This window comes from Yokenella regensburgei (genome assembly GCF_003634235.1).
Taxonomy (GTDB): domain Bacteria; phylum Pseudomonadota; class Gammaproteobacteria; order Enterobacterales; family Enterobacteriaceae; genus Yokenella; species Yokenella regensburgei.
Map to the genome: position 1 here is coordinate 464,384 of NZ_RBIZ01000005.1, position 23,219 is coordinate 487,602.

At 55.5% G+C, this 23,219-nt stretch carries 23 protein-coding genes; 13 read left to right on the forward strand and 10 right to left on the reverse strand.

All coding sequences use genetic code 11. The features are described from left to right. The first annotated feature begins 79 nt into the window (after positions 1-79). The 5 genes from fkpB to C7387_RS17295 all read left to right on the forward strand — a co-directional run bounded on the left by fkpB (position 80) and on the right by C7387_RS17295 (position 3,886). Positions 80-529 carry an FKBP-type peptidyl-prolyl cis-trans isomerase gene (gene fkpB, locus C7387_RS17275; protein WP_006817081.1) on the forward strand — a complete coding sequence of 150 codons (450 nt, stop codon included), beginning with the start codon at positions 80-82 and terminating at the stop codon, positions 527-529. Further along, entirely contained in the window at positions 530-1,480 is a 951-nt protein-coding gene (gene ispH, locus C7387_RS17280; RefSeq protein WP_120817165.1) for a 4-hydroxy-3-methylbut-2-enyl diphosphate reductase, read from the forward strand. A 65-nt stretch (positions 1,481-1,545) separates the two neighbouring features. Then, a complete protein-coding gene (gene rihC, locus C7387_RS17285) occupies positions 1,546-2,460 on the forward strand; it encodes a ribonucleoside hydrolase RihC (protein ID WP_120817166.1) in 915 nt (304 codons plus the stop codon). A gap of 99 nt (positions 2,461-2,559) precedes the next feature. Then, positions 2,560-3,123 (forward strand): glucose-6-phosphate isomerase family protein, encoded by a 564-nt coding sequence (locus C7387_RS17290; protein WP_120817167.1) that lies wholly within the window; start codon positions 2,560-2,562, stop codon positions 3,121-3,123. Further along, positions 3,116-3,886, forward strand: coding sequence for a glucose-6-phosphate isomerase family protein (locus C7387_RS17295; protein WP_120817168.1), 771 nt, complete (start codon positions 3,116-3,118; stop codon positions 3,884-3,886). The genes C7387_RS17290 and C7387_RS17295 overlap by 8 nt, the downstream gene beginning before the upstream one ends. Positions 3,887-3,928: 42 nt before the next feature. Here the strand turns inward: C7387_RS17295 and C7387_RS17300 are convergent, their stop codons facing one another. Genes C7387_RS17300 through C7387_RS17320 form a run of 5 tightly spaced genes read right to left on the reverse strand, consistent with a single transcriptional unit; the run spans position 3,929 to position 8,255 of the window. Further along, positions 3,929-4,762: a PTS system mannose/fructose/sorbose family transporter subunit IID gene (locus C7387_RS17300; protein WP_120817169.1), complete on the reverse strand. Its 834-nt coding sequence runs from the start codon at positions 4,760-4,762 to the stop codon at positions 3,929-3,931. After that, positions 4,762-5,559, reverse strand: coding sequence for a PTS mannose/fructose/sorbose/N-acetylgalactosamine transporter subunit IIC (locus C7387_RS17305; RefSeq protein ID WP_120817170.1), 798 nt, complete (start codon positions 5,557-5,559; stop codon positions 4,762-4,764). Before C7387_RS17305 ends, C7387_RS17300 begins: the two co-directional genes overlap by 1 nt. A 10-nt stretch (positions 5,560-5,569) precedes the next feature. After that, positions 5,570-6,064 (reverse strand): PTS sugar transporter subunit IIB, encoded by a 495-nt coding sequence (locus tag C7387_RS17310; RefSeq protein ID WP_006817088.1) that lies wholly within the window; start codon positions 6,062-6,064, stop codon positions 5,570-5,572. A gap of 10 nt (positions 6,065-6,074) precedes the next feature. Further along, entirely contained in the window at positions 6,075-6,503 is a 429-nt protein-coding gene (locus C7387_RS17315) for a PTS sugar transporter subunit IIA (RefSeq protein ID WP_038252211.1), read from the reverse strand. A 3-nt stretch (positions 6,504-6,506) separates the two neighbouring features. After that, complete coding sequence (locus C7387_RS17320) at positions 6,507-8,255, reverse strand: class I mannose-6-phosphate isomerase (RefSeq protein ID WP_120817171.1); 1,749 nt, start codon at positions 8,253-8,255, stop codon at positions 6,507-6,509. Positions 8,256-8,442: 187 nt separating this feature from the next. Between C7387_RS17320 and C7387_RS17325 the strand changes: the two genes are divergently transcribed. From C7387_RS17325 to folA, 8 genes are all read left to right on the forward strand, one after another. Beyond that, positions 8,443-9,450 carry a LacI family DNA-binding transcriptional regulator gene (locus tag C7387_RS17325; protein WP_006817091.1) on the forward strand — a complete coding sequence of 336 codons (1,008 nt, stop codon included), beginning with the start codon at positions 8,443-8,445 and terminating at the stop codon, positions 9,448-9,450. 133 nt (positions 9,451-9,583) lie between these two features. After that, complete coding sequence (gene dapB / locus C7387_RS17330) at positions 9,584-10,405, forward strand: 4-hydroxy-tetrahydrodipicolinate reductase (RefSeq protein WP_120817172.1); 822 nt, start codon at positions 9,584-9,586, stop codon at positions 10,403-10,405. A 453-nt stretch (positions 10,406-10,858) separates the two neighbouring features. Then, on the forward strand, positions 10,859-12,007 hold the full coding sequence (gene carA / locus C7387_RS17335) for a glutamine-hydrolyzing carbamoyl-phosphate synthase small subunit (RefSeq protein WP_120817173.1): 1,149 nt from the start codon (positions 10,859-10,861) through the stop codon (positions 12,005-12,007). Between the two features lie 18 nt (positions 12,008-12,025). Next, positions 12,026-15,250, forward strand: a complete 3,225-nt coding sequence (carB, locus tag C7387_RS17340; RefSeq protein ID WP_038252201.1) for a carbamoyl-phosphate synthase large subunit — start codon at positions 12,026-12,028, stop codon at positions 15,248-15,250. Positions 15,251-15,411: 161 nt separating this feature from the next. Next, entirely contained in the window at positions 15,412-15,645 is a 234-nt protein-coding gene (locus tag C7387_RS17345; RefSeq protein WP_038252199.1) for a YgdI/YgdR family lipoprotein, read from the forward strand. A gap of 103 nt (positions 15,646-15,748) precedes the next feature. Further along, positions 15,749-16,279 carry a glutathione-regulated potassium-efflux system oxidoreductase KefF gene (gene kefF, locus C7387_RS17350; RefSeq protein WP_038252196.1) on the forward strand — a complete coding sequence of 177 codons (531 nt, stop codon included), beginning with the start codon at positions 15,749-15,751 and terminating at the stop codon, positions 16,277-16,279. Next, complete coding sequence (gene kefC / locus C7387_RS17355) at positions 16,272-18,134, forward strand: glutathione-regulated potassium-efflux system protein KefC (protein ID WP_038252188.1); 1,863 nt, start codon at positions 16,272-16,274, stop codon at positions 18,132-18,134. Before kefF ends, kefC begins: the two co-directional genes overlap by 8 nt. A gap of 195 nt (positions 18,135-18,329) precedes the next feature. Then, entirely contained in the window at positions 18,330-18,809 is a 480-nt protein-coding gene (gene folA, locus C7387_RS17365; RefSeq protein ID WP_006817099.1) for a type 3 dihydrofolate reductase, read from the forward strand. Between the two features lie 49 nt (positions 18,810-18,858). Here the strand turns inward: folA and apaH are convergent, their stop codons facing one another. From apaH to surA, 5 genes are read right to left on the reverse strand one after another with little or no spacing between them, the layout of a single operon-like run. Then, positions 18,859-19,707, reverse strand: coding sequence for a bis(5'-nucleosyl)-tetraphosphatase (symmetrical) ApaH (gene apaH, locus C7387_RS17370; RefSeq protein WP_038252186.1), 849 nt, complete (start codon positions 19,705-19,707; stop codon positions 18,859-18,861). 3 nt (positions 19,708-19,710) lie between these two features. After that, positions 19,711-20,088 carry a Co2+/Mg2+ efflux protein ApaG gene (gene apaG, locus C7387_RS17375; protein WP_038252184.1) on the reverse strand — a complete coding sequence of 126 codons (378 nt, stop codon included), beginning with the start codon at positions 20,086-20,088 and terminating at the stop codon, positions 19,711-19,713. A 3-nt stretch (positions 20,089-20,091) separates the two neighbouring features. Continuing rightward, on the reverse strand, positions 20,092-20,913 hold the full coding sequence (gene rsmA, locus C7387_RS17380) for a 16S rRNA (adenine(1518)-N(6)/adenine(1519)-N(6))-dimethyltransferase RsmA (RefSeq protein ID WP_120817174.1): 822 nt from the start codon (positions 20,911-20,913) through the stop codon (positions 20,092-20,094). Next, positions 20,910-21,893, reverse strand: coding sequence for a 4-hydroxythreonine-4-phosphate dehydrogenase PdxA (gene pdxA, locus C7387_RS17385; protein ID WP_120817175.1), 984 nt, complete (start codon positions 21,891-21,893; stop codon positions 20,910-20,912). Before pdxA ends, rsmA begins: the two co-directional genes overlap by 4 nt. After that, the gene (gene surA, locus C7387_RS17390; RefSeq protein WP_006817104.1) at positions 21,893-23,179 is read right to left on the reverse strand and encodes a peptidylprolyl isomerase SurA; all 1,287 of its coding nucleotides are present in this window, start codon (positions 23,177-23,179) and stop codon (positions 21,893-21,895) included. The genes pdxA and surA overlap by 1 nt, the downstream gene beginning before the upstream one ends. Positions 23,180-23,219 lie beyond the last annotated feature (40 nt).

Below are 23,219 nucleotides of genomic sequence, written 5' to 3' on the forward strand. Positions count from 1 at the left end.
CGGGTTTCTCTCTTGTCGGCCCGGTAAGCGCTAGCGCCGCCGGGCAAACAGGTGGCAGAAATTTTAAAGAGCAACCTGCATGTCTAAATCTGTACAGAGCAACAGCGCCGTACTGGTGCATTTCACGCTGAAACTCGACGATGGCTCCACGGCCGAGTCGACCCGTAACAACGGCAAACCGGCGCTGTTTCGCCTTGGCGATGCCTCTCTGTCTGAAGGGCTGGAGCAGCACCTGCTGGGGCTGAAAGAGGGTGAGAAGAAAGCGTTCTCGCTGGAGCCGGATGCCGCATTTGGTATTTCGAGCCCGGATCTCATCCAGTACTTTTCCCGTCGGGAGTTTATGGACGCAGGCGAACCGGAAGTTGGCGCGATTATGCTCTTTACTGCAATGGATGGCAGCGAAATGCCGGGGGTTATCCGTGAAATCAATGGCGATTCTATCACCGTTGATTTTAACCACCCGCTGGCGGACCAGACCGTTCATTTTGATGTTGAAGTGCTGGAAATCGATCCGGTACTGGAGGTTTAAATGCAGATTCTGTTGGCCAACCCGCGCGGCTTTTGCGCCGGTGTCGACCGCGCTATCAGCATTGTCGAAAACGCCCTCGAAATCTATGGCGCGCCAATTTACGTGCGTCACGAGGTAGTCCATAACCGCTATGTGGTTGATAGCCTGCGTGAACGCGGTGCCATCTTTATCGAGCAAATCAGTGAAGTGCCGGACGGTACCATCCTGATTTTCTCCGCGCATGGCGTCTCTCAGGCCGTTCGTAATGAAGCCAAAAGCCGTGACTTAACGGTCTTTGATGCGACCTGCCCGCTGGTGACTAAAGTGCATATGGAAGTCGCCCGCGCCAGCCGTCGTGGTGAAGAATCCATCCTTATCGGCCACGCCGGGCATCCGGAAGTGGAAGGGACGATGGGTCAGTACAGCAACCCGGCGGGAGGCATGTACCTTGTCGAATCACCAGACGACGTGTGGAAACTTAAGGTTAAAAACGAAGAAAAACTGTCGTTTATGACCCAGACGACCCTTTCTGTTGACGACACTTCAGACATTATCGACGCGTTGCGTCAACGCTTCCCGAAAATTGTCGGGCCGCGTAAAGATGATATCTGCTATGCCACGACCAATCGTCAGGAAGCCGTACGGGCGCTGGCTGAGCAGGCGGATGTGGTGCTGGTTGTTGGTTCGAAAAACTCCTCTAACTCCAACCGTCTGGCCGAGCTTGCCCAGCGTATGGGTAAAGCGGCGTATCTTATTGATGATGCGACGGATATTCAGGAACTTTGGGTGAAAGACGCCGCCTGCGTTGGCGTTACGGCAGGGGCATCGGCTCCGGACATTCTGGTGCAGAATGTGATTCGTCGTCTGCAGGAACTCGGCGGTGGCGAAGCGCTGCCGCTGGAAGGGCGTGAAGAAAATATCGTGTTCGAAGTGCCGAAAGAGCTGCGACTCGATATTCGCGAAGTGGAGTAAGTTAATCCGCTGTGAAATATGAAAAAATGCCAGGCTAATCACCTGGCATTTTTTATGGGGGAAACATGCGTATACCGATAATTCTTGATACCGATCCCGGCATTGACGATGCGGCCGCTATTGCTGCTGCGCTGTTTGCACCAGAGCTGGATCTGGCATTGATGACCACCGTTGCGGGTAATGTCTCTTTGGAGAAAACCACGCGTAATGCGCTACAGCTTCTGCACTTCTGGGAAGCCGATGTACCGCTGGCGCAGGGTGCGTCCGCACCGCTTGTCCGCCCGCTGCGCGATGCGGCAGACGTGCATGGTGAATCCGGCATGGAAGGCTACGATTTTGTTGCTCACGATCGTCAGCCGCTGGCGAAACCGGCGTTTATCGCGATTCGTGACCTGCTGATGAGCGCGCCGCAACCGGTGACTCTGGTGGCCATTGGCCCGTTGACCAACATTGCGCTGTTACTGACCCAGTATCCGGAGTGCAAGTTCAATATCCGTCGACTGGTGCTGATGGGCGGTTCGGCCGGCCGGGGCAACTTCACCCCGAACGCCGAGTTCAATATCGCCATCGATCCCGAAGCGGCGGCTATCGTTTTCCGCAGCGGGCTGGAGATCGTCATGTGTGGGCTCGACGTAACCAACGATGCGATGCTTGATGCAGAATATCTGGCGACTTTACCTACTCTCAACCGTACCGGGCAGATGCTGCATGCCCTGTTCAGTCATTACCGTAGCGGCAGTATGACCAGCGGTCTGCGTATGCATGATCTGTGTGCCATTGCCTGGCTGGTGCGGCCGGATCTGTTTACGCTGAAGCCTTGCTTTGTTGCGGTGGAAACCCAGGGAACCTGGACGTCCGGCACAACCGTGGTGGATATTGAAGGTAAGCTCGGACAGCCAGCGAACGCTCAGGTTGCGTTGAGGCTGGATGTTGCCGGGTTCCGCCGTTGGGTGGCGGAAGTTCTGGCGCTGGCTCCCTGATATTTTGTGATGCAGGGCGCATCATCGCGCCCTTATAAGCAGGTTAATCGATTAATCTGCTATTCTCTTCATGTTGTTCTCCTCGGGCCGGAGACGCATATGAAACCTGTTATTATCCAGCCGCCTCAGGTGGACTGGTTCACTGGTGCGTTCGCGCACGGCGCAACCCTGCGTAAATCTACCCGCATTGCCGATCTTGCAGGCATCTTCGCTGATACTGCGGCATGGCACCGTACCGATCCCGATTTCGCCGTTTATGACGTAGAGATGCTCGAAAGCCCGACAGGTGAAGGCGAGCTCTACACCGGCGTCACGCATCTTCAGCCGGGCAAAATCGGTGACGAATTTTTCATGACCCGTGGTCATTTCCACGCCAGGCGGGAGCAGGGCGAGGTTTATTATGGCTTACGCGGTACGGGCCTGTTGCTGCTACAACCCGAACACGGCAGGGCTTATCTGCAAACGGTCACGGCAGGTTCAGTACACATCATCCCTGGGTTTACCGCTCACCGGCTTATCAACACCGGCAGTGAGGTGCTTTCTGCGCTGGCGGTATGGCCGACTATTGCCGGGCATGATTACACTGCGCTGGCGAGTGGGTTTTCCGTTCGGGTAACGGAGGCCAATCGGCAAATTCTGGTCCGTGAGGTGCAGAATGGCTGAATACGGGCTTGATATGCAGATTCATCATCAGCCGCTGGGCTTTTCCTATGGCGAAGATGTGACCGGCCCGATGCCGGAGATCCGCCGCCTGGATCAGATCCGCGCCTCGCTGCGGGATCCCGATTGTGAAGGGCCGGAAGAGGTGTACGCTATCGCCATGGATGTCGCGCGTATGCAGGACCGCGAAGCGCTACGCAAGCGGATGCTGCTATTCGGCGTCGTCACTTATGCTGCCGGTCAGCTTGGTGATGAGCCTGTTCGCAGCCAGGGGCACGTGCACCGCATCAGCCAGCACAGCGGCTGGTCGCCGCCCGAGTTGTACGAGATCTGGCAGGGCAGCGCCATTATCTACATGCAGGAAAGGGTAGAAGACGATCCTGGCCGCTGTTTTGCGGTAATAGCGCAGGCCGGGGATAAGGTGCTGGTACCGCCCGGCTGGGGGCACGCCACTATCTCAGCCAACCCTGACGTGCCGCTGACCTTCGGCGCCTGGTGCGACCGGGAATATGGTTTCGAATATGACGCAGTGCGGGCACATAAAGGGCTCGCCTGGTATCCGTTGATGCAGGATCGGCAGGTTATCTGGCAGCATAATCCGCACTATGCGCCCGGACGACTACAGGCTATCACACCAAGAGTGTACGACGAGTTTGGCATCACGGCGGAGCCGCTGTATCAGCAATTTATTGAAGATCCGGCGCGTTTTCAGTTTATCTCCCGCCCTGATAAAGTGGCCGGGCTGTGGCATAACTTCCATCCATAAAAAAACCGGGGCCAGGCCCCGGTTCTTCGTTAATCTTCCTGTTTAACCGGCAAACAGGCCCGTCGCGACACCGGCCGCCGCCAGTACCAGCAGCAGGATCATCGCTTTCACCGGTGAGACGCCACGTTTTGCCATCAGATACCACGTCCCCAGCACTACGACCAGCGGCAGGAGCTGCGGGAAGATGCCGTCCAGCATCTGCTGTACATGGATGTTCACGCCGTCTTTGGTGATGAACTCAAGGCCGGTTCCCAGCTTCACGTAGCTTGCCGCCACGCCGCCCATCACGAATACGCCCAGTAGCGATAATGCTTCACGCAGGCGAGCAGATTTACTGCTCACCAGCATTTCGACGGAGCCGGAGCCCATCTGATAACCCTTAAGGAACAAAAACCACGAGCCGGGAATAATGATGGCAAGCCAGGCGACAATGTAGAACAGCGGCCCAAGAATGTTGCCGCCTGCCGCCAGCGCCATCCCGATGCTGAGCAGAATAGGGATCAGCATGCCCGGGATCATCGAGTCGCCGATCCCGGCGATCGGCCCCATCAGACCCACTTTGAGCGTGTTGATCGTCTCACCGTCGATAGGTTCGCCATTGGCTTTTTTCTCTTCCAGGCCCAGGGTCATACCGTTGACGATGGCGCCTATCTGCGGTTCTGTATTGTAGAACGACGCATGACGGCGCAGCATTTCCTGGCGTTCTTTGTCATCGGGGTAGAGCTTCTTCGCCACCGGTAGCATGCTCAGGCAAAAACCGAAGGATTCCAGACGTTCAAAACTCATCGACGACAGATTGTGCATCATCCATGCCCGCCAGCAGCGGCGCAGATCTTTGCGGGTCAGGTTTTTGGGCGTAATTGTACGTTCTTCCATCAGAATTCATCCTCATCATCTGCCGCCCGCGCAGAGGTATCGGCCTGCGGAGGTTCTGGCTTGTAGTTGTAATGGATAAGCGCCAGCAGCGCGCCGACGATCACCAGCGCGACCATGTTCAGCTTCAGGAAAACGATGCACACAAAGCCCACCAGGAAGTAGATCAACATGGTGTAGTTTTTGATGATTTGCTTAAGCAGAATAGCGATACCAACGGCAGGCAGAATGCCCCCCAGCACGTTCATGGTGGAAAGCACGACTTTTGGCAGGCTGTCCATAAAACCGCTGATGTACTGCGCACCGAAATAGACCGCGATGAAGGTTGGCACAAAGCGCAGGACAAAGTTTGTGACCTGCGGGAAGATGGCGCTGTTAAGGTAAATACCGCGTTCGTCACCGCGATCGACGGCATTATCGGCGCGATGGTTCCAGAAGGAGTTCAGTACCATCATGGTGTTGAAGAGAATGGTCCCGGCAATGCCGATAGTCGCGGCCAGCGCCACGGCGACTTCTGGCCCCTTGCCCGACAAAATACCCAGCGCAATCGCAGGAAAGGCGACGAAGTTGAGATCCGCTGGCATAGAACCACCGGGCGTCACCATCGCGATATACACCGCCTGCACCGCTACGCCAATCATGATCCCGGTTTTGACATCACCGAGAATAAACCCGACCAGCATGCCCGACACCAGCGGACGGGTAATCAGATACCAGCCGCCGGTCAGACCCAACAGCCAGGGACTACTGAGCGCGCCGAGATAACAGAGCACGCCAATTAATGCCGCTTCGATAATCATCATCCGCTCCTTATTTCAGTTTTTGCCGCGCATCCTGCCAGCTGTAGCTGCTGGCATCAGGTACCAGACGAAACTCAATCGCATGGCCCTGCGCGTGCAGCCAGTCGAAAGCAGAAATCTCTTCGGCATTAACGGACTGATTGGGGCCAATGGTGGTGGTATCTGCACGGGCGCTCATCGGGCCGACGTTGATTTTGCCGTTGCTGTTTTTTAGGCTGATCCCCGCCTGCTCAATACGCTGTAACGTGAGCGGAGATTTGCCTATCACGAAGTAGCGTTTGTCGCTGGCAATCACCTTCGGCAGCTTTTCAATCGCGGTGGCGGTATCAAACAGCCACACTTTGGTGTCGGATACTGCGCCTTTCATCACCGAAGAAAGAAGCGGATCGGCCGCCACGGCATCGTCGATGGCTACGATACCGTCGCAGGGCAGCTCTTTGGCCCAACGTGTGACGAGCTGCCCATGAATGACGCGGTCGTCGATGCGTACAAAAGAAATGCTCATAGCAGGCTCCTTAAAAATCGTCTGATTGCTCACTGGCGGCGGGGGCCGCCAGCACCAGCGTAGGTTGGGTTAGCGCCAGCAGCTGGCGGGCTGCGGCGTTAACATCGGTAAATTCGTGAATATCGTCGGTTTGTAAAAGCATCGGGAAGTTTATGCCGCCCAGTACCGCGACCGGCGGAACCGTCTTTGCCGAGAAGGCTGACTGGCAGGCGACATTCCACGGGGTCCCGCTCTGCATATCGCAAAGTACCAGCACCCCATCGGCATCTTTCGACGCCATTGCCAGCACGTCGGCAAAATCCTGCCTGAAGCCTTCGATACCGGCTTCGCCAGTGAGCGTCACGGCGAAGCAGTAAGGCAGCTCGCCGTAGACCATGCTGGCGCTCTCGAGCATGGCTTTTGCCATCGGGCCGTGTGAAGCCACAATCACATTAATCATCGTTTATCCCCTGACCCAGGCTTTGACGGTCGCCAGCTGCTGGCCAATTCCCTTACCCCACGGCGAAATGCGGTATTCGCCCACCGAAGCCGGAATGATGAAGGTTTCGGCGTAGTGCACCACGAAAGGCTCAAATGCGCCGCTCGGGCTTTCCACACGGGCTTCATCCCCTTCGACCAGGTTGAGTACGTTCACGCCACCGTCGGTGTGGTGGGTCACCGGCGCGGTGAACCAGTGGCGTCGGGTCTCAATAAATTCGCGCTCGTGCAGGCCGGTGCGCTCTTCGCGCCAGCCGTCACCTTCATCGATGGGCTCGATGCGGTTGACCAGATGCTGATTGACCCACCGGGTGTCGCGCTGCCAGTCGATGACCTGCTCGCCGTGGTCGAGATGCACCGGACGCGGCTGTCCGTCGAGCCCCAGGCGTCCCCAGTCCCAGAGTTTGAAAGTGAAGATGTACGGTGTGGCGCTTATCTCGAGCACCATTGTGCCTGAGCCGGAGCAATGTACGGTACCCGCCGGGATCAGGAAGTGGTCATGCTTTCGCGCAGCAATCTGGTTAACAAAGCGCGCGTCGTCAAATGCCTTTTCACCGCGTGCCGCCAGGCGTAAATCGCTCAGCATCTCCGCCGGCTTCACCCCAGTTTTGGTACCGAGATAGACCACCGCACCCGGCTCGGCATCAAGGATGTAGTAGCTCTCATCCTGGGTGTAGTGCATGCCGAACTGCTGCTGAATATATTCTGTCAGCGGATGCACCTGGAAACTGAGATTCTGGCCGCCGATGGTATCCAGGAAATCAAAGCGGATAGGGAATTCGGCCCCAAAGCGGGCATGCACTTTTTCACCGAGCAGCGCGTGGGGCTGCAACAGCACCAAATCCAGAGAGGGGATCTCGACCCTGACGTCGCCAAACCGCATCAGCAGGCTGTTTTCCTCGGGCACGCAGTCAAAACACCATGCGTAGTTTGGTTTCGCCGGATCGAGATCGAATCGTTGTTTCATCCACTGACCGCCCCAGACGCCGGGGTCGAAGAACGGTACGACGCGGAATGGTTGTTGAGCCGTTTGCTGTAACCCGGCACGCAGGGCTTCGCCGCTGACAAGCGTTGGTGCATCCGCCACGGTGGTATCCAGCAAGAAATCACAGCGCTTAAGCAGCGGTGTTTTATGGCGGTCAAAGACCCGCCATTCGATGAAGAAGGCACGCTTATAGCGGCGGAGAATATCTTCGCTCTGGTTTTCTACCCCCCAGTTACCCAGCTCGCCGCTGCGCATGCGCTGCTGAATTTCCCAGCGCGGCAGATCGGCATACACCAGCACGTCGCCTGGATGCACCAGCGCAGCACCTGGGCCATATACCACCGTAAGCCCTGCCGGATGTTGTGCCACCTGCTGCTGGAGAGAGGTCAACGCAGCAGCGTCGAAAAATTCCGGAAGCTGGTGACAGGAGAGGACACCAAACACGCGGTCATCGGTGAGGTTGCGGGTCAGAAGGGCGTGCAGCGCTTCCTCGTTCTGGCGGGCGGTCTCTACGTTGAGGTAGAGCGCCTCTTTAAAGTGAGTCAGTAATTTCTGCTCGATCTCTTTAAGACGGACGCCCGGGTAGCAGTCGATGACCAGTACGGTTTTTTGGTTAGCGGAAAGCCTGGTGTTAAGCGCAGCAACGATCGCTTCCCACCCTTGCCAGGCGTGGGTATCGAATCCCTGAACTGACACTTCAGGGTATTTGTCATAGTGGGTAGGTTTCATGTGTTCACTCCGTTATCGTTAAATTAAGATTAATCGATTAACCTAAATGTGGAAGAGTGGTTAACGCGATTAACCTGACAAAACGACGAGGAAATTGTCTTTTCTGCCCGGGAGTGTGAAGCGTCTCACAGGGAAAAATGCAAAATTTAGGTTATTCGATTAATCTGTGGGGAACGAAGGAGGAACAATGACAACTGTAACGCTGGCGCAGGTCGCTGAACGAGCAGGCGTGTCGACCGCCACGGTGTCGATGGTGTTGCGTAATCGCGGGAGGATCTCGCAGGCAACCCGGGAAAGAGTCCTGAAAGCGCTGGATGACTCCGGCTATGTCTATAACCAGACGGCCGCGAACCTGCGCAACCGCAGCAGTAATCAGGTCGGGCTGCTGCTACACGACATTACCAACCCCTTTTACGGTGAAATGACCGCTGGCCTCAGCCATGAAATGGAGCGCCATGAGATGCTGCTGTTTCTGGCCAACAGTGAGGAGTCCGGCGAGCGGCAGCAAAAGTTTGTCGATTCACTGATGCGTAATAACGCCTGCGGGATGGTGCTGTGTGCCGCCCGGGAAACCCCGCGCACATTTTTTGACAGCCTGAAGCGGCGTAATATCCCCGCCATCATGGTGGTACGACCGGTCAACGATCCCGATTTCGATTTTGTCGGTACCGACAACTTTCTTGGTACCCAGATGGCTACCGCGCATCTGCTGAAGCTTGGGCATCGGCATATTGCCTTTATCGGCGGAAGCCAGAGTTCGGGCACCCGGGCACAGCGTATCGGTGGCTTTACCAGTAAGCTTCTGGAAAATGGGCTGTCGGCAGACCCTCGCTGGATTGTAACAAGTCAGGCAAGCCAGAGTGATGGCGCTCGGGTGGCAGAAGCATTGTTCCATCAGTTTCCGCAAATCACCGCGGCGGTATGCTATCAGGATATCGTCGCCCTCGGAGTAATGCAGGCGCTACGCAAAATGGGGCGTGAGGTGGGGCGTGATTTTGCACTGGTCGGTTTTGACGATATTACCGAAGCGGCGTTGGTACAACCGGCGCTGACGACGGTTTCCGTGGCGGCAAAAGAGATAGGTCGCAAAGCGGGTGAACTGCTTTATAGTCGTATTCAGGGCAACGATGAGCCGCCGAAACGCATTATTCTGCCTCCGGCGCTGGTGGTCAGAGAATCATGCGGTTTTCGCTGATCGTTATGTCTTTTACTGATAGCAATCCCGTTTTCACGTTAAATTCTAATTATCGCTGTTTTTGAGTGGCAGCCTCTGCGGGGGCTGGTTACTCTGAAAACGATTTACATCTGATTAACTTAAGAGAATAGATATGCATGATGCACAAATCCGCGTTGCCATTGCGGGCGCGGGCGGCCGAATGGGGCGTCAGTTAATTCAGGCGGCGACGCAGCTGCAGGGTGTGCAGCTGGGTGCTGCGCTGGAGCGTGAAGGCTCATCATTACTGGGAAGCGATGCCGGCGAGCTGGCAGGAGCAGGTAAAACCGGCGTTATGGTGCAAAGCAGCCTGGAGGCCGTGAAGGACGATTTCGACGTGTTCATCGATTTTACCCGTCCGGAGGGCACGCTGCATCATCTGGCGTTTTGCCGCCAGCATGGTAAAGGGATGGTCATCGGCACGACCGGTTTTGATGACGCCGGGAAAGCCGCTATTCGCGAGGCGTCAGCCGATATCGGCATTGTCTTTGCCGCGAACTTCAGCGTGGGCGTTAACGTGATGCTAAAGCTGCTGGAGAAGGCTGCAAAGGTGATGGGCGACTACACCGATATCGAAATCATCGAAGCTCACCACCGTCATAAAGTCGATGCGCCATCGGGCACGGCGCTGGCAATGGGCGAAGCTATCGCGCAGGCGCTGGATAAAGACCTCAAAAATTGTGCCGTCTACAGCCGGGAAGGGTACACCGGAGAGCGTGTGCCGGGCACCATTGGGTTTGCGACCGTGCGCGCCGGGGATATCGTCGGTGAGCATACCGCCATGTTCGCGGATATCGGTGAGCGTATTGAGATCACCCATAAAGCTTCCAGCCGAATGACATTTGCAAATGGTGCCGTTCGTTCCGCATTGTGGCTTAAAGGTAAGAAAGATGGTCTTTATGACATGCGAGATGTGCTTAACCTCAATAGTTTATAGTGTTTATTACCCATCGTGATGTGGTATTGGCAGTCATAATTGATTGATTGCATAGGGCAATATTTTATTGCCCTTTAATTTTATCATGTTTGATGTTTTTTACTGTCTAAGCCTTGAAAATAACAACTTATCTTTAGTTTTTGTGTTTATCAAATGTAAAATCTGACCAAATGGTCCACCTTTTTCTCTGTTCAGGGCTATTTTTACACTCTGAAAGGAGCGCAAGCGTTTTCTGATACGACTTTGTTGATCATTTTGCCTGTTAAACCGCAGTATTTTTCCCAGTGACGCAAAATTAACATTAAAAATGGCGTTTTGAGTTGACTTTTACCCACCCAGTCCCCAGAATGCCGCCGTTTGCCAAATTTTCGCGGGCAACAAATTTGCATTGCTTCTCTATATCTAGTGAATTAATATGCAAATAAAGTGAGTGAATATTCTTTGGAGGGTGTTTTGATAAAGTCAGCGCTTTTGGTTCTGGAAGACGGAACCCAGTTTATCGGTCGGGCCATAGGGGCAACAGGCACGGCGGTTGGGGAAGTCGTTTTCAATACTTCAATGACCGGTTATCAAGAAATCCTCACTGATCCTTCCTACTCCCGCCAAATCGTCACTCTTACTTATCCCCATATCGGTAATGTCGGCACCAACGCCGCCGATGAAGAATCTTCCCAGGTACATGCGCAAGGCCTCGTCATTCGTGACCTGCCGCTGATTGCCAGCAACTTCCGCAACACTGAAGACCTCTCTTCTTACCTGAAACGTCACAACATTGTGGCGATTGCCGATATCGATACTCGTAAGCTGACCAGAAAACTTCGCGAGACCGGATCACAAAACGGCTGCATCATCGCCGGTGATAACCTGGATGCGACCCTGGCGCAGGAAAAAGCAAAAGCTTTCCCGGGCCTGAGTGGGATGGACCTGGCAAAGGAAGTGACCACGGCTGAAAACTACAGCTGGACTCAGGGTAGCTGGACGCTTTCAGGCGACCTGCCGGAAGCTAAAAAAGAAGACGAACTGCCGTTCCACGTGGTGGCGTACGATTTCGGCGCCAAGCGCAATATCCTGCGCATGCTGGTTGACCGCGGCTGCCGCCTGACGGTGGTTCCGGCGCAGACCTCCGCGGAAGACGTGCTGAAGATGAACCCGGACGGTATCTTCCTCTCCAACGGACCTGGTGACCCGGCGCCGTGCGATTATGCTATCGCCGCTATCGAAAAATTCCTCGAAACCGATATTCCGGTATTTGGCATCTGCCTCGGCCATCAGCTGCTGGCGCTGGCGAGCGGTGCGAAAACCGTCAAGATGAAGTTCGGTCACCACGGTGCTAACCACCCGGTGAAAGATATCGATAACAATACGGTGATGATTACCGCGCAGAACCACGGTTTTGCGGTGGATGAGGCCTCGATGCCTGCCAATCTGCGCGTGACCCACAAATCACTGTTCGACGGCACCCTGCAGGGGATCCACCGTACGGATAAACCGGCGTTCAGCTTCCAGGGACACCCGGAAGCGAGCCCGGGCCCGCACGATGCCGCGCCGCTGTTCGATCACTTCATCGAACTTATCGAGCTTTACCGTAAGACCGCTAAATAATCAGGAGCTGAAAAGACCATGCCAAAACGTACAGATATTAAAAGCATCCTGATCCTCGGCGCTGGCCCGATTGTTATCGGCCAGGCCTGCGAATTCGACTACTCCGGCGCCCAGGCGTGTAAAGCCCTGCGCGAAGAGGGTTACCGCGTTGTTCTGGTGAACTCCAACCCGGCAACCATCATGACTGACCCGGAAATGGCTGATGCGACCTACATCGAGCCGATTCACTGGGAAGTCGTGCGTAAGATTATTGAAAAAGAGCGTCCGGATGCGGTCCTGCCGACTATGGGCGGCCAGACGGCGCTGAACTGTGCGCTCGAACTGGAGCGTCAGGGGGTGCTAGCTGAGTTTGGCGTCACCATGATTGGCGCCACTGCTGATGCCATCGATAAAGCCGAAGACCGCCGCCGTTTCGACGTGGCGATGAAGAAAATTGGCCTCGACACTGCACGCTCTGGCATCGCTCATACGATGGAAGAGGCCCTGGCGGTTGCGGCTGATGTCGGTTATCCGTGCATTATCCGCCCATCCTTCACCATGGGTGGCACCGGTGGCGGTATTGCCTATAACCGCGAAGAGTTCGAAGAGATTTGCGAACGCGGTCTGGATCTCTCTCCCACCAACGAGCTGCTGATTGATGAGTCGCTGATCGGCTGGAAAGAGTACGAGATGGAAGTGGTGCGTGATAAGAACGACAACTGCATCATCGTCTGCTCCATCGAAAACTTCGACGCCATGGGCATTCACACCGGTGACTCCATCACCGTTGCACCAGCGCAGACCCTGACCGATAAAGAATACCAAATCATGCGTAACGCCTCGATGGCGGTGCTGCGTGAGATCGGTGTGGAAACCGGCGGCTCTAACGTTCAGTTCGCGGTAAACCCGAAAAACGGTCGACTGATTGTTATCGAAATGAACCCGCGCGTGTCCCGCTCTTCGGCGCTGGCCTCGAAAGCAACCGGCTTCCCGATTGCTAAAGTCGCCGCCAAGCTGGCGGTGGGTTACACCCTTGATGAGCTGATGAACGACATCACCGGCGGCCGCACTCCGGCTTCCTTCGAACCGTCTATCGACTACGTCGTGACTAAAATCCCACGCTTCAACTTCGAAAAATTTGCCGGTGCTAACGACCGTCTGACCACCCAGATGAAATCGGTTGGTGAAGTGATGGCCATTGGCCGCACCCAGCAGGAATCCATGCAGAAAGCGCTGCGTGGCCTCGAAGTCGGTGCTACCGGTTTCGACCCGAAAGTGAGCCTTGAAGACCCGGAAGCGCTGACCAAAATCCGCCGCGAGCTGAAGGACGCTGGCGCCGAGCGTATCTGGTATATCGCCGATGCGTTCCGTGCGGGCCTGTCCGTCGATGGCGTATTTAACCTGACCAACATCGACCGCTGGTTCCTGGTACAGATTGAAGAGCTGGTGCGCCTGGAAGAGCAGGTGGCTGAAATCGGTATCACCGGCCTCGACGCCGATTTCCTGCGCACGCTTAAGCGTAAAGGCTTCGCCGATGCGCGTCTGGCAAAACTGGCCGGGGTTCGCGAAGCAGAAATCCGTAAACTGCGTGACCAGTACAACCTGCACCCGGTCTATAAGCGCGTGGATACCTGTGCGGCTGAATTTGCTACCGACACCGCCTACATGTACTCCACTTATGAAGATGAGTGTGAAGCGAACCCGTCCGTTGACCGCGATAAAGTGATGGTCCTCGGCGGCGGCCCGAACCGTATCGGTCAGGGCATTGAGTTCGACTACTGCTGCGTTCACGCCTCGCTGGCGCTGCGTGAAGACGGTTACGAGACCATTATGGTCAACTGTAACCCGGAAACCGTTTCTACCGACTACGACACCTCCGACCGCCTGTACTTTGAGCCGGTAACGCTGGAAGACGTGCTGGAAATCGTGCGCATCGAGAAGCCGAAGGGCGTTATCGTGCAGTACGGTGGCCAGACTCCGCTGAAGCTGGCGCGTGCGCTTGAAGCGGCCGGTGTACCGGTTATCGGTACCAGCCCGGACGCCATTGACCGTGCCGAAGACCGCGAGCGCTTCCAGCATGCGGTTGACCGTCTGAAGCTGAAGCAGCCAGCAAACGCCACTGTGACCGCTATCGAACAGGCCGTTGAGAAGGCAAAAGAGATTGGCTACCCGCTGGTAGTGCGCCCGTCCTACGTTCTGGGTGGCCGCGCGATGGAAATCGTCTATGACGAAGCCGACCTTAAGCGCTATTTCCAGACTGCAGTCAGCGTTTCTAACGATGCGCCAGTGCTGCTCGACCGCTTCCTCGACGACGCGGTGGAAGTGGACGTGGATGCCATCTGTGACGGCGAAATGGTGCTGATTGGTGGCATTATGGAGCACATCGAGCAGGCAGGCGTTCACTCCGGTGACTCCGCTTGTTCTCTGCCAGCCTATACGCTGAGCCAGGAAATTCAGGATGTGATGCGCCAGCAGGTGCAGAAACTGGCCTTCGAACTGCAGGTTCGTGGTCTGATGAACGTTCAGTTCGCGGTGAAAGACAACGAAGTTTACCTGATTGAAGTGAACCCGCGTGCTGCACGTACCGTCCCGTTTGTCTCTAAAGCGACCGGCGTACCGCTTGCAAAAGTGGCCGCGCGCGTGATGGTCGGCCAGACGCTGAGCCAGCAGGGTGTTACCAAAGAAATTATCCCGCCGTACTACTCGGTGAAAGAAGTGGTGCTGCCGTTCAACAAATTCCCGGGCGTTGACCCGCTGTTAGGGCCAGAAATGCGCTCTACCGGGGAAGTGATGGGCGTCGGCCGCACCTTCGCGGAAGCGTTTGCCAAAGCGCAGCTCGGCAGTAACTCTACGATGAAGCGTAATGGTCGTGCGCTGCTGTCGGTACGTGAAGGCGATAAGGCACGTGTGGTGGATTTAGCCGCCAAGCTGCTGAAACAGGGCTTCGAGCTGGATGCCACCCACGGTACCGCGATTGTGCTGGGCGAAGCCGGTATCAACCCACGCCTGGTGAACAAGGTGCATGAAGGCCGTCCGCACATTCAGGACCGTATTAAGAATGGCGAGTACACCTACATCATCAACACCACCGCAGGTCGCCAGGCGATTGAAGACTCCAAGCTGATTCGCCGCAGCGCGCTGCAGTACAAAGTGCACTACGACACCACCCTGAACGGCGGTTTCGCAACAGCCATGGCGCTGAATGCGGATGCGACTGAGAAGGTGACTTCGGTGCAGGAGATGCACGCGAAGATTAGCAAATAATCCTCATCCTCTCGTAATCTCGTAGGCCCGGTGGCGATATGCTTACCGGGCCTACGTCTTTTTAGCGACTTCAGAGTGTTCTGGTTCTCCATCTCCTGTCAGTCCGTTAGCCTAAAATCGTTAGACTGATAATGATTTTCACTGAAAACAGGGAGAACACTATGCGTAACACGCTTCTGACAGCCTCCGTCTTTGCCGCAGCATCCCTCTTTATGGTTGCGGGCTGCTCTTCTAACCAGGCGGTGAAAACCACCGACGGTAGAACCATCGTGACCGACGGCAAACCACAGGTAGATAGTGATACTGGCCTTGTGTCCTACAAAAATGCGGAAACCGGAAAAACGGAGCAGATTAACCGCGATCAGGTGAAATCGATGGGGGAGCTGGACAACTAGTTCAATTTTATCAACCAGCTTGATCACAAAGATTCACTGTTAGCCTGCCCGCATTCTGACTACACTTTGCGGATAACAACAGGAAGTGCAGGCAGGCTAACAGATGATTTTGATTATTTATGCACATCCGTATCCGCATCACTCGCATGCGAATAAACGGATGATTGAGCAGGCAAGGGAACTCGACGACGTTGAGATCCGCTCCCTTTATCACCTCTATCCCGATTTCAATATAGATATCGCCGCCGAGCAGGAAGCGCTCTCCCGCGCTGACCTCATCGTCTGGCAACATCCAATGCAGTGGTACAGCGTCCCACCTCTTCTCAAACTGTGGATGGATAAAGTGCTGTCGCACGGCTGGGCTTATGGCCATGGCGGAAAGGCGCTGAATGGCAAAAGCCTGATGTGGGCGGTGACTACCGGCGGTGGCGAAAGCCATTTCGATATCGGTTCTCACCCAGGGTTTGACGTTCTTTCTCAGCCTCTGCAGGCCACCGCGCTTTACTGCGGTCTGAAGTGGTTACCGCCGTTTGCGATGCATTGTACGTTTATCTGTGATGATGAAACGCTGCAGGCGCAGGCGCGGCACTATAAACAGCGGTTGATAGAGTGGCAGGAGGCGCATCATGGATAGCCATACGCTCATACAGGCGTTGATTTACCTTGGTTCTGCGGCGCTGATTGTGCCGATTGCTGTACGTCTTGGTCTTGGCTCAGTGCTCGGTTACCTGATTGCCGGCTGTATTATTGGCCCGTGGGGGCTACGGCTGGTGACCGATGCTGAGTCCATCCTCCACTTCGCTGAAATCGGCGTGGTGCTGATGCTGTTCGTGATTGGCCTCGAGCTGGATCCGCAGCGGCTGTGGAAGCTGCGCGCATCGGTATTTGGCGGCGGGGCATTGCAAATGGTGGCCTGCGGCGTGCTGATCGGTGGATTCTGTATTCTGCTGGGGCTCGACTGGAAGGTGGCGGAGCTCATCGGTATGACGCTTGCGCTGTCATCAACGGCGATCGCCATGCAGGCAATGAATGAACGCAACCTAACGCTGTCCACGATGGGGCGCAGTGCATTTGCGGTGTTGCTGTTTCAGGATATCGCCGCGATCCCGCTGGTGGCGATGATCCCACTGCTGGCGGCCAGCGGTGCTTCCACAACGCTTGGCGCGTTTGCACTTTCGGCCTTGAAAGTGGCGGGCGCACTGGTGCTGGTCGTGCTGCTCGGGCGCTATGTGACACGCCCGGTTCTGCGTTTTGTCGCGCGTTCGGGGCTGCGTGAAGTATTCAGCGCCGTGGCACTGTTCCTCGTGTTTGGTTTTGGGCTGTTGCTGGAAGAAGTCGGATTGTCGATGGCGATGGGGGCGTTTCTCGCCGGAGTATTGCTGGCGAGCTCCGAATACCGTCATGCGCTGGAAAGCGATATCGAACCGTTTAAAGGGCTGCTGCTGGGGTTGTTCTTCATCGGCGTCGGAATGTCGGTGGACTTTGGCACCCTGATGACGCATCCGCTGCGGATCCTGATTTTGCTGGCCGGGTTCCTTGCCATCAAGCTTATCATGCTGTGGCTGGTTGCCCGCCCGCTGGGAGTGCCTAAGGCGCAGCGTCGCTGGTTTGCCGCTCTGTTAGGGCAGGGGAGTGAGTTCGCCTTTGTGGTATTTGGTGCTGCGCAGATGGCTGACGTGCTCGATCCAGAATGGGCGAAGGCACTGACCCTGACGGTGGCACTGTCGATGGCGGCGACGCCGGTTCTGCTGGTTCTGTTAAGCCGCTTTGAGAAAACCGCTGGCGATGAACGCGAAGCGGATGAAATCGACGAAGAGCAACCGCGCGTCATCATTGCCGGTTTCGGACGTTTTGGGCAGATTGCCGGGCGTCTGCTGCTCTCAAGCGGCGTTAAAATGGTTATCCTCGATCACGATCCGGACCATGTGGAAACCCTGCGCAAATTTGAAATGAAAGTGTTCTATGGCGATGCCACACGAGTGGATCTGCTTGAGTCAGCGGGAGCGGCAAAGGCGGAGGTGATTATCAACGCCATCGACGACCCGCAGGCCAGCATGCAGTTGACCGAGCTGGTAAAAGAGCACTTCCCGTCGCTGCGCATTATTTCTCGCGCCCGCGATGTCGATCATTACATTCAGCTGCGTCAGGCAGGGGTTGAAGCACCGGAGCGTGAAACCTTCGAAGGGGCGCTGAAAACCGGGCGTATGGTTCTGGAGGCTCTTGGTCTGGGTGCCTATGAGGCGCGCGAGCGAGCCGACCTGTTCCGCCGCTTTAATATCCAGATGGTGGAAGAGATGGTGGATATGGCGGAAGAAGACGATGCCTCGTTTGCCGCGGTATACAAACGGACGAGTACCATGCTCACCGGGATCATCAACGAAGACCGTAATCATCTGTCTTTGATCCAGCGCCACGGCTGGCAGGGAACGGAAGAAGGTAAGCATACCGGCGACGTCAATGATGAGCCGGAAAGTAAACCAACCGCCTGAGACAAAATGTGACGTTACGCAAACTTTACGGCTAACGTTTTGTTTCATAACCACTGTAATGCTGGCAGTCCATCGCAGGGACGTGGACTCGCCAGCAATTCGGAAATTTTTCGCTTTCTTTACTCTACCGCCAGTCGACGAAAGATTACGCTTTCCGTATAGTGGCGACAATTTTTTGCATCCGGGAAATATTCAATGATCAGTTTGATTGCGGCGTTAGCGGTAGATCGTGTCATTGGCATGGAAAACGCTATGCCGTGGAACCTGCCTGCCGATCTCGCCTGGTTTAAACGCAATACGTTAAATAAGCCAGTGGTAATGGGTCGTCTGACCTGGGAATCCATCGGTCGCCCGTTGCCTGGGCGTAAGAATATCGTGATCAGCAGCCAGCCTGGTACTGACGATCGTGTGCAGTGGGTAAAATCGGTTGATGAAGCGATTGCCGCCTGTGGCAACGTGGAAGAAATTATGGTGATTGGCGGTGGTCGTGTTTACGAACAGTTCCTGCCAAAAGCGCAGCGCCTGTACCTGACGCACATTGATGCGGAAGTCGAGGGTGATACCCATTTCCCGGATTACGATCCTGACCACTGGGAATCCACCTTCAGCGAGTTTCACGATGCTGACGGACAGAACTCGCACAGCTACTGTTTCGAGATCTTAGAACGTCGTTAATAAAAAAGCCCCGAGAAGGGGCTTTTTTTTCGCCAGTAGGAAGGCGCTGTCAGGAGGCAACCGCTTCTTCTTCACCCAGATCCAGATGGCGGTTAGAAGGCTGAATAAAGTACGCTTTATCTTCCCAGCGCAGACAGGTCAGCACCCCGCCCCAGCAGCAACCGGTATCCAGAGCATAAATGCCCTCCGGTGTGCCTTTACCTTCCAGAGATGCCCAGTGGCCAAAGGCGACGCTATACTCGTCGGTCACCGGTCCAGACAGATCAAACCAGGGTTTTAACGGCGCGGGGACGCTATCCGGGGATTCTTTGCTGTACATATCCAGCTGGCCGTTCGGGAAGCAGTAGCGCATACGCGTGAAGGCATTGGTGATAAATCTCAGACGCGACAGTCCGCTCAGGTCCAGGGACCAGTTATTCGGCATATCACCATACATGGCGTCGAGGAAGAACGGATAAGAGTCGCTGCTCAGTACCGCTTCGACATCGCGGGCACACTGTTTTGCGGTAGCCAGATCCCACTGCGGCGTGATGCCGGCATGCGCCATCACCAGTTTCTTCTCTTCATCAATCTGCAGCAGCGGCTGGCGGCGCAGCCAGTTGATAAGTTCGTCGGCATCCGGTGCTTCCAGAAGCGGGGTCAGCCGGTCTTTTGGCTTGTTGCGGCTGATGCCCGCGAAGACCGCCAGCAGGTGCAAATCGTGGTTGCCGAGCACCAGGCGCACGCAGTCGCCAAGTGATTTTACAAAGCGCAGTACTTCCAGTGAGCCCGGGCCACGTGCAACCAGATCGCCTGTGAGCCAGAGCGTGTCGCGCTCAGGGGCGAAATCGACCTGCCTGAGCAGCGCGACCAGTTCATCGTAGCAACCGTGGACGTCGCCAATGAGATATGTAGACATGTATTAGTGAATTTGCCCAGGTACAGCCAGACTGAAAACGGGGATATCGACTAAGAATTGCTCCCCATGAAAATCGACCATCACATAATGGCCCTGCATGGTACCCAACGGCGTCTCGATAACCGCGCCGCTGGTGTACTGGAATTCTTCGCCGGGGGCGATGTGTGGCTGTTCACCCACAACACCTTCACCCTGAACTTCGGTATCACGCCCATGGCCGTTAGTGATACGCCAGTAACGGCCCTGCAGCTGTACGCTCGAACGCCCCAGGTTGCGAATGGTAACGGTATACGCAAAGACATAACGCTCATCATCCGGGGATGATTGGGATGCGATGTAGACGCTTTGCACCTGAACACACACACGGGGCGAATCGATCATACTTTAGCTCTCCTTCTGGGGCGCATTGTCCGTCAACCAGTTTGCCAACTGGCAGTACTGGGCGACAGAAATGTTCTCGGCGCGCAGTGCCGGATCGATACCCAGCTCGTTGAGCACCTCGACGCTGAACACGTTACCCAGGCTGTTGCGAATAGTTTTACGACGCTGGTTAAATGCCTCAGTGGTAATGCGGCTGAGCGCACGAATATTCTTCACCGGGTTCGGCGGTACCGCGTGCGGCACCAGGCGGACAACGGCAGAATCCACTTTTGGCGGCGGCGTAAATGCGCCTGGCGGTACTTCCAGTACCGGGATAATCTGGCAATAATACTGCGCCATGACGCTTAATCGACCATACGCTTTACTATTCGGTCCTGCAACCAGACGATTCACCACCTCTTTTTGCAACATGAAATGCATGTCGGCAATGGCGCTGGTATAGGTGAACAGGTGGAACATCAACGGGGTAGAGATGTTGTAAGGCAGGTTGCCGAAGACGCGCAGCGGCTGGCCCAACTCTTCAGACAGTTTGCCGAAGTCCATGGTCATGGCGTCCTGCTGATAAATTGTCAGCTTCGGGCCAAGGAACGGATGGGTTTGTAAGCGTGCCGCCAGGTCGCGGTCCAGCTCGATAACGGTGAGTTTATCGAGGCGTTCACCAACGGGTTCCGTCAGTGCTGCCAGACCAGGGCCGATTTCGACCATAGCCTGACCTTTTTGCGGATTGATGGCCGAGACGATACTTTCGATCACAAACTGATCGTTGAGGAAGTTCTGCCCGAAACGTTTACGGGCTAAGTGGCCCTGATGGACTCGATTATTCATTTAGAGTTAACAATCATTTTGATGGCGAGATTAAGCGCCGTAATAAAACTGCCGACCTCTGCGGTTCCGGTGCCTGCGAGATCGAGCGCAGTTCCGTGATCGACAGAGGTTCGAATAAAGGGTAGACCGAGTGTGATATTCACGCCACGGCCAAAGCCCTGGTATTTTAGCACGGGCAGACCCTGATCGTGGTACATTGCGAGCACGGCGTCGGCATGGTCGAGATATTTGGGCTGGAACAGAGTATCCGCCGGCAGCGGTCCGCTCAGATTCATACCTTTTCCACGCATCTCTTCCAGCACCGGGATGATGGTGTCTATCTCTTCCGTTCCCATGTGCCCACCTTCACCGGCATGCGGATTCAGGCCGCAGACCAGCACGTGTGGGTTTTTGATACCGAACTTGTTCTGCAGATCATCGTGCAGGATGGTAATCACTTCGCGCAACAGATCGGGCGTAATCGCATCGCTGATGGCTTTCAGCGGCAAATGCGTTGTAGCCAGCGCCACCCGAAGCTCTTCCGTTGCCAGCATCATCACCACTTTGCTTGCCCGCGAGCGCTCTTCAAAGAATTCGGTATGGCCGGTAAAGGCGATGCCGGCATCGTTGATGATACCTTTGTGCACAGGGCCAGTAATGAGGGCTGCAAATTCGCCGTTAACGGAACCGTCGCAGGCGCGAGCTAAGGTTTCAACCACATAAGGACCGTTCAGCACATTGAGTCTGCCTGGTTCGGCAGGAGCGTGTAAAGCAACGGGCAGCAGCGTCAGAGTACCGGCGCGCTGGGGAACCGGGGGTTGGTCAGGTTGATAGGGCAGGAGCGTTAACGGCAAACCGAGCGTTGCCGCCCGGTCTGTGAGTAAATCGCTGTCGGCACATATCACCAACTCCATCGGCCACTCGCGCTGGGCGAGCTGGACGACGAGGTCTGGACCAATCCCGGCGGGTTCGCCGGGAGTGATAACGACACGATGAGTCATTAGTTGCTCAGAATTTTCACATAAGCGCTGGCGCGCTGTTCTTGCATCCAGGTGGCTGCTTCTTCCGCAAATTTACGGTTCATCAGCATACGGTAAGCCCGGTCTTTCTGGGCGGCGTCGGTTTTATCAACGTTGCGCGTATCCAGCATCTGGATCAGGTGCCAGCCAAAGGAGGAGTGAACCGGAGCACTAACCTGACCTTTGCTGAGTTTCATCAGCGCATCGGCGAATGCCGGGTCGTACATGCTCGGGGAGTTCCAGCCTAAATCGCCACCCTGGTTAGCATTACCTGGATCCTGAGAAAACTCTTTGGCTGCTTTCTCAAAGGTGGTTTTGCCGCTCTTGATGTCTGCCGCGATCTGTTCAAGCTTCGCGCGGGCTTGATCGTCGCTCATGATAGGCGATGGCTTCAGCAGAATATGACGAGCATGAACCTCGGTCACCTTCACGCCCTGTGACTGGCCACGCATATCGTTCACTTTCAGAATATGGAAACCGACACCGGAACGGATAGGGCCAACCACATCGCCTTTCTTCGCAGTGCTTAATGCCTGAGCGAAAATAGAAGGCAGTTCCTGAATACGTCCCCAGCCCATCTGTCCGCCTTTCAGCGCCTGCTGGTCAGCAGAGTAGGAGATAGCCAGCTTGCCAAAGTCGGCACCTTTGTTCGCCTGGTCAACAATGCTGCGCGCCTGGCTCTCAGCTTCGCTCACCTGATCGGACGTTGGGTTTTCCGGCAGTGGGATCAGGATGTGGCTCAGATTCAATTCGGTGCTGGCATCATTCTGGTTGCCAATCTGTTTTGCCAAAGCGTCGACTTCCTGTGGCAGAACGGTAACGCGGCGGCGCACTTCATTGTTACGTACTTCTGAGATGATCATCTCTTTGCGGATCTGGTTACGATAGGTGTTGTAATTGAGCCCATCGTAGGCCAGACGGCTGCGCATCTGATCCATGCTCATGTTGTTCTGCTTGGCAATATTGGCAATGGCCTGATCGAGCTGCTCGTCAGTGACCTTCACACCCATTTTCTGACCCATCTGCAGAACGATTTGATCCATGATCAGACGCTCAAGGATCTGATGACGCAGCGTGGCGTCATCGGGCAGCTGTTGCCCGGCCTGGCCTGCGTTCAGTTTAACTGACTGCATCAGACCATCGACGTCACTTTGCAGAACAACGCCGTTATTAACGACGGCTGCTACCTTATCGACAACCTGCGGGGCCGCGAAGCTGGTATTCGCAATCATGGCGAGACCGAGAAGCAGCGTTTTCCAGTTCTTCATACTTTTTCCATTTCAATTATCCGCCAGTCCGGCGGGTTCA